The sequence below is a fragment of the Pseudomonas sp. D5(2026) genome (assembly GCF_057766845.1).
In genome coordinates this window covers 1,348,332-1,360,460 of sequence record NZ_CM173421.1, presented here as the reverse complement: position 1 = coordinate 1,360,460, position 12,129 = coordinate 1,348,332, and the positions used below count along the sequence as shown (strand labels likewise).

Here is a 12,129-nt window from a genome sequence, read left to right as displayed (position 1 = left end):
TCAGAGCGTCAGACGGATGACAGTGCGGGGACGGGTGCAGATGTGCAGCGGGTTGGACTGCGCCTCGCCGTCAATACCCTTCCCGAAGGGCATTTCCTCGATCTTGCTGTAGTACGGCAAGCCCTCGGTGTTGACGGTTTCGATGTAGTCTGCCGGCGCGTAGATCGACAGGAACAGATCCGAGACACCCTCTGGGACCAGGCGGGCCTCGTCATCCGACACGTAGGCCTTGCCGCCGACCTTGCCGCGATAGCGCTCCCAGCTGATGCCGCCGAACTCGAAACCCTCCCGTCCATCACCCCGCAGGGCTGCGGCTTGCTGGCTGCCCTTGTAGGTCTCGACCACCGACGGGTGAGAGATCAGCCTCTTCCAGAAAGTCTTGCCACAGAACGCACGCGCGCCGGTGGTGGTGACATTGCCGAGCGCATCCTCCTGCATATCCAACGCGTCGACGCACTGAGCCTGGATGTTGGTGTTCGGGTCGTTGAGGCCCATCGACAGCGTCTGTCGGGACACACCAAAGGTTTTGTAGATGTCCAGCAGCACCGACGAGCCGTCGGCGTCGAGCACTTGCCCATTGACTGCCCCCATGCGGTGATACTCATGGGTAGCGTCCAGCTGGCTCCGGGCCTTGCCCAGGCGCTTGTTCACAACCGCCTGAACGGCCTGCAGCTCGGTGGTGGAGCCGAACGCACGAATGCCCTGGATCTCGTCAGCCTTGATCGAGAAACGCTGCGGCAGGTGAATGGTGTTGAAGGGGATGAGCTTGCGCTTGCTGCCACCGACCACCAAGCCGGAGGTTCCGCGCTCACCCGCAGGCACCAGGGCGAGTGTATCGCCGTCCTTTTCGATCTGAACGGTCAGGGTCGGGACACCCTCTTCGCGAAAGAGCCCGAGGGCAGCCAGGCGGCCCGGCACGTACTCCTGCTCGTTGATGGCCGCAGTCAGGGCTGCAACGCTGAAGGCATCATCTTGAAAAATGGCAATCTCAGCCATGGGGTACTCCAGAAAGTAAAAACCCCGCTCGAGGCGGGGTTGGGAGAAAAGAATGGTTCAGTCAACGCAGGATGATGAAGTTCGCCGCAAGTGACTTTTCCGCATCGCCATCGAGGCCCGTCAACAGCGCCTCGGTGACTTCAGCCAGCCGCACCACAGCGCGCCCACGTCGCGGGACGTCCGATTCGCCGAGCGGTGCGAAGAGGATGCAGACGGCGCTCTCGCTACCGTCTTCAGCCGCAGGATTGTAGGGAGCGAACTCACCACTTGCAGTGACCAGGCCGAGCAGTTGGCCTGCAACCAGGGCCGGGCCCGCGACGACGTTGATGGCTTCGCGGGAGATCTTCCCCGCACCTTCGGAAAGCAGAAATTCACCGGCGTGGACCGGTTCCTCATGGATGGTGCTCATGGTCGTGCTCCTTTATTGGCGGCCTGCCGGCGGGCAGCCCAGATGTCAGTTGGGTTGGGGAGTTGTGCCTTGATCTTCTCCGGCTCGTCGTCTGCGGGCGGCAGGCTGTTATCGATCTCGAAACCCTTCCCGGAGCTAACCAGCTTCTCGAACAGCCGCACCCGCACCGCATCGGGCTCCAGGCCGGCCTTCACGTATTCGGCAGTCAGCTCCGGCAGGCGGGCCGCAACGCAGAGATCGTGGATGCCTTTGGCGCGCTTCAGCGCGGCCTGGACCGTGGCCTGGTCGGTCAGCTTGGTGGAAGCGATCAGCGGCTCGACCAGGTTGCTGATTCCCGCCTTGGCGCAGTCCTGGGTAATCATCAAGGCCAGTGCGGTAGAGTCGCCAGCACCAGCGGCCGGCGGTTCAGCTGGCGGTGCCGGATCCCAACCCTCTGCCTGGGGCTGGTCAGCCAGCTGATCCAGCAACGCCTTGGGCGTCTGGCGGTACCGCTTCATCGCGGCGCCCTGGCCTAGGCACGCCTTGACCTCGACCCCGTTGCCCACTTCATCGGCCAGCCCCAGCGCGAGGGCCTCTTGCGCGGTCAGCCAGGTCTCGTCGTTGACCATGCGCCGCAGCTCGGCATCGTCGATGTCCGGCGCCTTGGCCTTGTAAGCAGCGATGATCGCCTCGAAGGTCTGGTCGAGGACGTCTGCCACCCGGCGCAAATCCTCGGCATCACCGCTGGTCCAGGTCCACGGGTTGTGCACCATCAGCATTGCGTTTGAAGCCATCACTAGGCGGTGCGCGCCGCACGCTGCGACGCTACCTGCGCTGGCTGCCAAGGCATCAACACGTGCAGTACAGCGCTCACCCAGCCGGTTCAGCGCGTTATGAATGGCCAGGCCGTCGAACAGATCGCCGCCGATGGTGTTGAACGCCACCACAACCGGGGAAACACCATCGTCGATCGCCTTCAGGTCCTGGATGAATTCGTTCGCGGTGATGCCCCAGCCCCCGATTTCACCGTAGATGTAGATCTCGATGGGCGTGGCGTCGGCCTTGGCATCGCCCTGCCCCTCAGCCGCCGCGCTGATCTTGTACCAGTGCTGGTCTTCGATCTGCTGCACCGACGGCACCTTGTTGAAGATGCGGAACGGCATCAATTGATTCATATTTTCCCCTTGTCGCTGGACTCATCAGGGTCATCCTCGACGGCCGGCAAACTGCTGTAGTTGAGACCCAGGGCCTTCGCCCGGGCGATATCGGCGGCGTTCTCCTCGTCGACCACCTCTGCATCGGTGCCATTGCGCAGGCAAACCTCGCTACGCGAAGCGAACCCCGCAGCGATTTCCATGCTGCGAGACTGAACGTCCTGCACCGGGTGGATATAGGCCCAGCCCTGCGGCACCCAACGGGTACGCTGGTACTCGCGGCGACGCTGCGCGTAGTCCGGCAGGTCGAGCGCACCAGCGAGCACAGCCATATCCATCCAACCTTTGCGCACCGGCCGGCACAACTGATGGACGTACACCTGGAACTGGAGCTGCTCCAGCCGCCGCCGAAATTCGGTCAACACCACGCGGATCGCCCGGTCGTTCACGCCCTGCATGTCGCCGGTCATGAGCTCGTACGGCAGCCCAGACCCAGCGGCAGCGGCCATCAACTGTTGCCGCATGAAGTCGGGGTAGTTGTTGCCGGCGTCTGGAGGGTCCGAGAACTCGACTTGCTCACCAGGCAACAGCTCCTGCATCGTGCCGGGCTCCAGCCCCACCATCGGGGTAAAACCGTCGCGGTCGTACTTGACCGGCGCCCCTGTAAGCGGGTCGAGTTGCGGCGGCCCATCTGGGGCTGGCTTGCGAACGAAACCGGCAAACAGGTTGGCCACCTCTTGGCGGAACAGCACTGCGTCGTCGAAATTGTCCAAGCTGCGCAGGCGCTTCAGGACCGGCGCCAAACGCGGAACGCCGCGCAGCTGACCTGGCTCCAAGGGCTCGAACACGTGCAGCATCTGCTCGGCAGGGATCCGCACCAGCTGGTTGTAGCCCACATTGAGCGAGGACTTGTCGCTGGGGTGGTTGCGATAGCACCAGTACGCCACGCGCCGGCCCATGGCGTTGAACTCGATGCCGGCCCGAATGACGTTGCCGAAGCGGGTCATTTCGAACTTGTCATGGGGCACAAACTCCGGCGATAGGCACTGCAGCTGCAGCGGCACCGCGTAGCCATCCTCCAGCCGGCGCGGGCGCAGTCGAATGAAGCACTCGCCCGATTGCTCTACCGTGCGCGCCACCAGCGCCTGCAAGCCATAGAAGTCCGTGAGTTGATCGGCATCAGCCTCGTCTACCCAGTCCTCCCACAGCTCCTGCATCACGTTGCGAATCGCCTTGTCGAGCAGCCGCGGATGTGGCGTGATGCCGGTACCGATCAGGTTGCTGACGCGCTTGTCGATGACGTTGGCAGCGTAGGGGTCATTACGCACCGCGCTACGGGAGCGGGAGCGCAGGTTGCGCAGGGCCGGCATGATCAAGCTGTTCACGCCGGTGTCAGGCGCATCCCAGTTTGATGATCGCCGCCCCTCTGCGGCACCTTCGTAGCTGGCCTTGATCCGCTCGGGCACCAAAATACCCGAGCGACCGAGGGACAGGTAGCGTCCGCTCACAGCCCCTTGCCCCCATGGTAGACGCGGGTTACCCGCGAGCGACGCCCGGCGGCGGCCACCAATTCGGTGCGGATCAGGTCGCGAGCCTTGATCAGCTCGTCGACCGTTCGATACTCGACGGTGCGGTCCGAGTAGCGAACGATCTTTTCACCGCGCGCAATCGCCCGCTCGACAGCGTCGAGGTGTGCTTTTGTATAGGCCATGTCAGCGTCTCTTCAGGTAGCCGCTACTGGAGCTGCGGCGTTGCATGGGTCGGGGCGCAGCTCGAGGAGCCGGCGGTGGTGGTGGTGGTGGTGGATCGTTGCGCTTAATCGGAACAGGCGCAGGGGCCGGCGAATCGATCTTTTCGTCCTGGTCGTCGGCATCGGACTTACTGGCCTGGGGCCGGGCTGGCTCCGGTTCGACCTGCTCGAACAAGTTGGCCTGCGCGAGCGCCTGCCGCAGCTTGTCCCAGTCCTGTTCGCCGTAGCGGTGCAGCCCGAGGAAGTTGGCCATGGCTAGGTTGTACACCATCAGGTCGAGCGCCTCGTTGCGGTCGGCCTTGCCCTTTATCCACTCAATCCGCTTGTAGCCCTTCACGTACCGGGCGACCTTTCGCTCGGCCACGCATTGCTGGAAGAACTCGTCGGGCAGGTCCTTGGCGAAATGCAACGCGCCAGGCCCTTTTTCGAAGCTGTAGCGGTTGTAGATCCAGTCTTTGGCCGTGTCGGTACCGACGATCCACAGCTCCGCACCGTTGCGCTCAGTTTGGCCCTTCCAGGTGACGTCCACTTGGGACGGCCGCTGGGCGATCACGGGGCGACCTGGCTTGCTCGCCCCCTTGAGCGCGAACACGTTGCGCCAGCGGCGCACGCGGGTGAACTGGTAGACCTCGTGGGTATGGTGACCACCCGAGTCGATGCCCGTGGCCAGGATCCCCAGGCTCACGCCACAGGGATGCCGGTATCGGACTTTCAGCCGCTCGTCCAACAGCGACCAGGTACGCTCGTCAGCCGGATCGCCGGGAATCACCTGGTGATCGACCACCCAGCGTTCCATCCCGGTACCCCAAGCCATCACCATCAGTTCCAGGCGGTTGGCCTGGACGTCGACGGAGGTAGTCAAGGCAAGCGCCCCCACGGGCAAGGTGCCGAGGACATAGTCCTCTTGCAGCGCGCGGGCCTGCAGCACCTCAGCTTTGGTCTGCTCGACCGCACTGTCCCAGACCTCAGCCAGGCGAGTGTTGTAGAACACCTGCATGGGCTCTAGGTCACCGTGGTCCTGGGCGCGCTTGGCTTCTTCGAACTCGCGGGCCAACATCGTCCACGAGTGCCAGCCCAGCGGGGCATACAGCGCGTTGAGGTGGAAGCTCACTGTCTCGCCGTCACCCTTCGCATGGGCACGCCACTCGCCCTTGGCCAGCATCTCGCTCTTGTAGTGCTCCTCGATCAGCACATCACAATCCGAGCCGGCACACTGGTAGTGCACGGTACTGAAGTCAGGCGAATACAGAAGACGGTCCCAGCTCAGCACCTGCATGTGCCCACAAGTCGGGCACGGCACGTAGAAGTGGCGCTGATCGCCCATCATGAAGAGGTCGTCGATCCGCGACGCCCCCTTGATGAGTGGTGAGCTGGAGAAATAGAACTTGGCGTTGCGCCCGAAGGTACTCCCCCTGGCCTCGGCCAGCTTGATGGGGTCGCCCTCTTGGTCGACGTCGACATCCCAGCGATCAACCTCATCGCCGTAAATGTACCGAGCCGACAGCTCGGACAGGTTCGCGGCCGAGCCAGCCGTGGTGGCGTACAGCGTGCCGCCCTGGAACTCCTTCGTGTCCATGGTGTTGCGGGCATCCCTGGAGCGGGACGTGGCAACACGCTCCTTGAGCTCGGGCGTTGCGTCGATGGTCTTGCCGATCCGCGACGATACTCGCTTTGCAAGGGCCAAGCTGGGCAGCAGCGTCAGGATGTTTGAAGGCGCCATGTGGATCAGCGCCCCGATCCAGTTCAGGGCAATCTGCGTTTTCATCAGCTGCGAAGCGACCTTGGTCACCACCCGCTTACACGGGTGAGCAGGCGACAGGCAGCGCATGGGTTCGCGGGCGTACGGTGTACGCGCGGTGCGGTACTTGCCAGGCTCTGCGGCGCCGGTATCACGCGGGATCCGCATGTACTCGTCCGACCACTCGTCGACCCACAGATCGGGGTCAGGTTTCAGCCCTCTGCAAAACGCTTCGCGGTACACCTCGGCACCGTCTGCGTATCCGGTGGGCATAGGCTCAGCTCTGTGTAATGGCTTGCGAAAGGTCGGCGCTGTTCATCTTGCCGACTTCGGTGAAGACGCGACGGAAGGCGTCAACTAGGTGTTTCTCGATGTCCCAGGGATCGTTCATCGCAACCAGCTCGGCGGCCAACTGTGGCGCAAGGCCGAAGAACTGATCGCGAAGCATACGACCCGCAGAGTACGCGGCATCTTCTACTGCCTGCCGCTCGACCAGGTTGCCCTGGACCTTGTTGAACTCGGCCTCGGCCAGCTGGGCGAGGTAATACTCGCGGTGGGCCTTCGCCTTCTGGAAGTTGTGAGTACCGCCGGGCGCCGGATCCGGTTGCAGCACCGCAGGTGGGCCGGTCTCGGGCTGGAGCTGGCTTCGGACATCCCGCTCGACACGGTTCTCCTCGTGCCGGGCAGCGACAGCCGCCTTGCTCGGATCGGCTGAATCAGCCAGCAGCAGCTCCGTGGCTTCAACGTCGACCTTCCCGTCAACAGTCAGCACCAAGCGTTCCTGCTTGGCCAGTTTGGAAACGTAGGATTTCGACCATCCATGCCGGGCGGCGAACTCCGATTTCGTCAGGTGCGTCATGTCGAAACGTCCAGTTCACCCAATGAATTAAGGGGGTTAACCAGTTCACCCCAGTTCACTAAGCTGGTGAACCTCCCGCTAACAAAGACCCGCGGGTTTCCCGTCCCGTACCCCTGCCATATCGCCAGGGTCCCCCGCCCCGCCGGGGCTGCCGGCCGGGTCATTGCCCCGGCTCGCCGGCCTGGGGCGGCGCCTGCTCCAGTCCCAGCCGCTTGGCGGCCCAGCGCATGTAGAGGTTGATCGCGACATCGGCACCGGCCATCGCAGCCAAGCAACCAACCGCTGCTGCCGCCCATACCGAAACGCCGAGGGCGTACAGCAGCATGTTGGTCGAAAGACCGCAGGTCACGCAGGCACCAGAGCGCAACGCCAACCGGCGAATCAGCCCCCAACCGCGAGCGCCCGCCATATCCGCCCGCCACATCTCTCCCGAAACACCGCCGACCAGGGACAGCACGATCACCATCCAGATTGGCAGTTCGGCTAACGTTTGTTGCTCGCTGTTCATGTAAGCCTCATTGGCAAAGCACGGCGCCGGAAAAAGAAAACCCCGCCAGTTGGCAGGGTTCTCGGTGCGCCGACAATTCGGAGCGGCTTGCACAGCACAGTGCTTGTGGGGTAAGCGCCTAAGCGCACTTTTGATATCGTGGCGCCTTTTTACATGCCACCGGAAAAACCGAAAAGGGCCTATTTTCGGTTCGTCGCCATGTGGTGGTTATGTCTCATCAATGTTGCACGCAAGTCGCATATTCACCCGACGAACGGTCTGCTGGCGGACGCGGCCAGCGCGGGCGGCCAGGATGGCAAAAACCTGCAGGTGAAGGGCCTTAACCCAGTTTCGGTAGGTGCGGTCGGCGTCCTCAGCCAGCCCAACCTCGCGCATCTGCTCGCGCACCGTGACCCCATACAGGTAGCGCAGTTGGGCCAGCTTGGCCAGCGTAGCCCCGCGCGGATCACGCCGCTCCAGCTGGACCACTGCCGCGTCAACCTCTGCTGCCGCGTGATCAAGGCCTGCACCGCCGACCAAAATTCGCGAACCGGATGAGCCTCCGCGCGGTGCAGCCCCCTTCCATTCCATAATGCTGCCCATTTGACTGCCCAAGCTGGCATCCAGCCCAAGCTGTCCACGCCGCTCTCCCCAGTGCTTCATCAGCTCGGCAACCAGACGCAGGCGTTCGGACTGGTCGATAAGTGCCGCCATATCCATGCGGTGCAGCGCGTGATCCACCTGCCCCTGTAGGCGCAATCCTTGGTCCTTCGTCATCGCCAGCCCTCCCCGGCCAGTACCCAACACGCATTTGGCAAACCCAACACAAACCCAACACACTTAAAACTCAATGAATTCAATGGATTGGAAGTAACTGTGTTGAGTGTGTTGGGTGTGTTGGGTTTTTCAGGGTTCGCATAGAGATTTCTTCCCCCTTCGATTTCAGCGATTAAAAAAAATCGCGCGCGCGCGCGTGCGCACAAACCCAACACACCCAACACACATACCCCCAAAGCCACAGATTCCGGGGCCTGAATGTGTGTTGGCTTACCGAAACCAACCCAACACAAACCCAACACACCCAACACACTTAATGGCAGAGTCATGCCGCAAGCCTCTTGATGTGGTCCCAACTGTCGACGTTCCAGCCCGCCAGCTTTGCTCGGGCACGCCACTCGACAACGGTCTTGCCCAGCTCGGCCGACTTCATGGATGGGGGCAGGGAAGGATCACCCTCGCTGGGCACAAAGAACGCCGCAAATCGGCGAGAGCTGCCATCAGTCCAGGGGATAGGGCGTGTCTTCTCCACCTTCGCGCTTAACATCAGCGAGAACTTCGTGTGGCTCATGGAGTTCTCTTTGTTGTGGGAGCACCACTCAAGGAACATGGCGTACACATCGGAAGTCAGGCAGCAGCCCCATAGACCGTGCCCCAACTCGCCGTTTCGCCAGAGGTAGAAGAAGGTCTGCCAAGCCGTGCGACTCAGCTCAACAAGCCTCTGGCGGGCTTCAGTTTTTGGCGGACGCGTGCGCTGGTTGAAATCCCCAAGGTCGATATCGAGCAGCCACCCGTACAAGGCAGCCACCCCACCGTTGGCCAACTCTCGGGCGATAGCCTTTTGCCTTTCGGCGGGCAGAGTCTCCATTGGCCACATCACTAGCATCCGGCGGTCGTCTTCACTGATCGGCCATGGCATGATCTCGTTGCTCAAGAACGCGGAGTTCATGTGGTTGGATTCTTCCCAGCCGTTGATGAACTTGGATTCCATGCGCACCGTCTTGCCGGTGATCATGTGCTTGATCTTGCCTACCTGGTTGTAGCGCTGGTCACGGCTCACCACCTCTTCAAACACGGCCCAAAGCTTGCCGCTTTGCCAGGCGTTGAAATTGCCCTCCAGCTGTGCTTGGCCAACCGTGGCACCGTAACGACCGTACAGCTCGCCCATGATGTCCGCGAACAGCAGGCTTTTGCCCGAGCCCTCCATGGTTGAGTGGAACAGAATCGCGGTGTCCATCTTTGCGCCCATGTGTTGTAGCGGGTAGGCCAGCCACTTGACCAACCAATCCAACGCTTCGGCGTCATTGTTGCAAAGGAACGAGATCAGCCACCGCAGGTTCTCGCACGCAGCATCGTCACGGACCGGCTCAAGCGGCAAGCCCTCAAAAGTGTTGATGTAGATCGCCGGGTCCTTGGTCATCGTTGGGTCGAACACGATGTGATCGACGTCCACCACCCGCCGTTCCGGGCTGTTCAGCCAGAGCTGATAGGCATCCCCCAAGGCCATCTTGACGCTGCCCTCGGGCAACCGACGCTTCTTCTCACGATCCCAGGCCTCTTTTGTCCCATCGATGTAGATGTACCGGTCGAGCGGTTCAAGCTTCAGCGCTCCACCCTTCTTGCTGGACATCTTCCGGGCCTGCTCAAGCTCTTGCACCTGCTCGAAAGCGATGAGCTTCTTGTCGGTCCGCTCCATCCACGCTTTCGAAAGTGGCTTGCCGACCAAGGCCTCGAAGCCTGTCCGCTTCATCGACCGTCGCTTGTCGAAGTCCCATACGTTCGTGGAACCTTCGACCAGGGCAAATCGGCGCATCGCAGCATCAATGTCCAGGGCATCTCCCCCCGGCCCCCCGGTGGCCGAGGAGTCGGCCGGGCTGATGGCCTCGACGTCTGATGGGGTGCGGGGAAGATGCTCGATATTGCTATCGACGACCGGAGGCAGCTCGGCCGGCTCCACCACCGATGGGGCTCGGGGAAGTTCGCCCAATGGCGGCGGTGCCGGCGGACGCGACTTCGCGTCAATACCCAGGATCCGAGCTGCCGCCCTAGTCGCAGCCTTCTGGTCGCCGTCGTGCTCTAAGATGCAGAACACATCGAACGCATCATTCTTGTGTCCGTTCGCCAGCGGGTCCGAGGTGTGATGCGAGTAAAGCTTGCCCTCCGTGATCGTCACACCGGGTAGGCCTGAACTGCTGTGCGGGCTCAACCACTTCCCATCGACGCGCTTGTAACCGTGCGCCTCAATCATCGTTGCGATGTCATGGATACGATTGAATTCAGGGATGACCTCGGGGAGCCGGTCACCAGATCGTGCTGTAGCTGTTGATGGTTTGGCCATGGGATGAGTTGCAGGCACAGGTGTTGCCGCCTTCGGTTTCCACGGGCAAACGGCCTCCCCCTTCGGTTTGAACTCATCCCAGTCCTGCCAGATTGCCAACAAGTCGTCAGGCAGCTCTGGCAAGCCGTCAGCTGTCGGAGGGGTACGCCATGTGTATGGCTTGTGCGTGCCAGGGTGAATGGATGGTGGCAATACGTCCTGCACCAGGCCACCCCGCAACTCGAAGACCGTCACTTTCTTGAAAGGCTCAGCCGCCATGCGGAAAGCGGCCTCGCGGCCTGCATCCCCGGCGTCCATGGCAGCCTTCACTTGGACCATGAGCCCTTTGTAGATGGTGCCATCCGGGTCGTTTCTGTTTGGCCAAACCAAGGCGTGGCGACTCAGTTCCACCCCCTCAGGGACGCGGAACATCACGCGGAATCGTTCAGGGTTGCCCACGGAGGTGGGGTACGCGTCAGCGAGTGCGTCGACATCGAGCCCAAGCGTCTGCTGCAGCACCTGCCGGGTCAGTTCGACATCATCAACATCGAGCGAGCAGACACGACTCGGCCCAAGCACAACACCGAGGTTGTGGCTCGGGCTCGCAGTCCAGAACGCTTCAGCTTTCGAGGCATCCGTGAAATAGCCACCAGGCTTGTTCCATCCGGCCCCCTTCGGCCCCTTCTCACCCGGTTCGATAGGAACCAGAGCCAGACCGAAGGTTTCAATGTAACGCCGCGCCCAATCAGCTGTGGTAGGAGTTGGGCGTTTGCTCATCTCCGGCGCTCCCGCAACTCTTGGCAATCGATGCAGGTTTCGCAACCGGAGGCTGACAATTGACGTGCCAGCGGGATGGGCTCATCGCAGTCTTCGCAGATTTGCGCGCTTGGCTTGACCGGGAGCCGCGCAAGACGCTGCAGCGACAACTGGAGGAAATACTCAGCGCGGTCATTGGCAAAATCGACGGCATCAGCCATGGTTTGAGTCCTCCATGGCTTCGCGCGCGCCCGCCATGATGGCGAGAACTTGCCGGATAACTTCCATGCCACGCTGCTCCAGATTCAACACCTCCGACAAGGTCCAAACGTTGTCCGAGGCACCATCATGCAGGCTACCCACGAACTGTCCGGACTCGGCCAGAAGCTTCGCAACCGCCTGCAAGGCATCGTTGGTAGCAGGCACAGGCTTGGGGCGATACCAGACCGCACCGGCAGGACGAACTAGCGCATCGAGCAGCCGAGAGTCCGCGGTCCACTGCACGATCTCTTCCAATTCGTCAGGGGTTGGCCAGCGGCGGTCATCGGCATGGTGCAACTTCTTCTGCAGGGCATCCACCTCGAGCCCCATGTCGAAGGCCAGCCTGGTGATACCGCCGTGATAATCACGACCCGCGCGATAGAGCGCTTGTCGCAAAGTGAGAACCGGACCTGCGCCCGGCAAAAGATCAATCCTACTCATAACCGTAAATCCTCGGTTTACGGCCTAGTCATAGGATCATGTAAGACCTATCCTACGACCACGACCTGTGTGCTGTGCCTTGCGTGCTGTGCGGGCATGGCATGTGGTAATAGTCGTCCGGCTGAACTTGTGAGAGAGGCCACCGGCCGACGAGAGTGATGGTGCTTCGTACTGTCATAGCTGGGCTGGGAGGTGAGAGTCCTGG

General features: G+C 61.9%; 12 protein-coding genes. All 12 read right to left on the bottom strand.

Translation table 11 applies throughout. The annotated features are described in order from the left end of the window. On the bottom strand, positions 1-996 hold the full coding sequence (locus AC3B5Q_RS06315) for a major capsid protein (protein WP_488392919.1): 996 nt from the start codon (positions 994-996) through the stop codon (positions 1-3). Between the two features lie 61 nt (positions 997-1,057). Further along, positions 1,058-1,405, bottom strand: coding sequence for a head decoration protein (locus AC3B5Q_RS06310; RefSeq protein ID WP_488392918.1), 348 nt, complete (start codon positions 1,403-1,405; stop codon positions 1,058-1,060). Further along, positions 1,402-2,559 (bottom strand): head maturation protease, ClpP-related, encoded by a 1,158-nt coding sequence (locus tag AC3B5Q_RS06305; RefSeq protein ID WP_488392917.1) that lies wholly within the window; start codon positions 2,557-2,559, stop codon positions 1,402-1,404. Before AC3B5Q_RS06305 ends, AC3B5Q_RS06310 begins: the two co-directional genes overlap by 4 nt. Then, positions 2,556-4,046 carry a phage portal protein gene (locus AC3B5Q_RS06300; protein WP_488392916.1) on the bottom strand — a complete coding sequence of 497 codons (1,491 nt, stop codon included), beginning with the start codon at positions 4,044-4,046 and terminating at the stop codon, positions 2,556-2,558. Before AC3B5Q_RS06300 ends, AC3B5Q_RS06305 begins: the two co-directional genes overlap by 4 nt. After that, positions 4,043-4,249 (bottom strand): phage head-tail joining protein, encoded by a 207-nt coding sequence (locus tag AC3B5Q_RS06295; RefSeq protein ID WP_313853626.1) that lies wholly within the window; start codon positions 4,247-4,249, stop codon positions 4,043-4,045. Before AC3B5Q_RS06295 ends, AC3B5Q_RS06300 begins: the two co-directional genes overlap by 4 nt. A gap of 1 nt (position 4,250) precedes the next feature. Continuing rightward, positions 4,251-6,299: a phage terminase large subunit family protein gene (locus AC3B5Q_RS06290; protein WP_488392915.1), complete on the bottom strand. Its 2,049-nt coding sequence runs from the start codon at positions 6,297-6,299 to the stop codon at positions 4,251-4,253. Between the two features lie 4 nt (positions 6,300-6,303). Continuing rightward, positions 6,304-6,885 carry a terminase small subunit gene (locus AC3B5Q_RS06285; protein WP_488392914.1) on the bottom strand — a complete coding sequence of 194 codons (582 nt, stop codon included), beginning with the start codon at positions 6,883-6,885 and terminating at the stop codon, positions 6,304-6,306. 160 nt (positions 6,886-7,045) lie between these two features. Then, on the bottom strand, positions 7,046-7,393 hold the full coding sequence (locus tag AC3B5Q_RS06280) for a phage holin family protein (RefSeq protein WP_125854740.1): 348 nt from the start codon (positions 7,391-7,393) through the stop codon (positions 7,046-7,048). A 207-nt stretch (positions 7,394-7,600) separates the two neighbouring features. Further along, positions 7,601-8,149 carry a hypothetical protein gene (locus AC3B5Q_RS06275; RefSeq protein ID WP_488392913.1) on the bottom strand — a complete coding sequence of 183 codons (549 nt, stop codon included), beginning with the start codon at positions 8,147-8,149 and terminating at the stop codon, positions 7,601-7,603. 325 nt (positions 8,150-8,474) lie between these two features. Then, entirely contained in the window at positions 8,475-11,243 is a 2,769-nt protein-coding gene (locus AC3B5Q_RS06270) for a bifunctional DNA primase/polymerase (RefSeq protein WP_488392912.1), read from the bottom strand. After that, a complete protein-coding gene (locus tag AC3B5Q_RS06265) occupies positions 11,240-11,443 on the bottom strand; it encodes a TraR/DksA C4-type zinc finger protein (protein ID WP_182407943.1) in 204 nt (67 codons plus the stop codon). The genes AC3B5Q_RS06270 and AC3B5Q_RS06265 overlap by 4 nt, the downstream gene beginning before the upstream one ends. Then, positions 11,436-11,924, bottom strand: a complete 489-nt coding sequence (locus AC3B5Q_RS06260) for a phage regulatory CII family protein (protein ID WP_488392911.1) — start codon at positions 11,922-11,924, stop codon at positions 11,436-11,438. The genes AC3B5Q_RS06265 and AC3B5Q_RS06260 overlap by 8 nt, the downstream gene beginning before the upstream one ends. Positions 11,925-12,129: the final 205 nt, after the last annotated feature.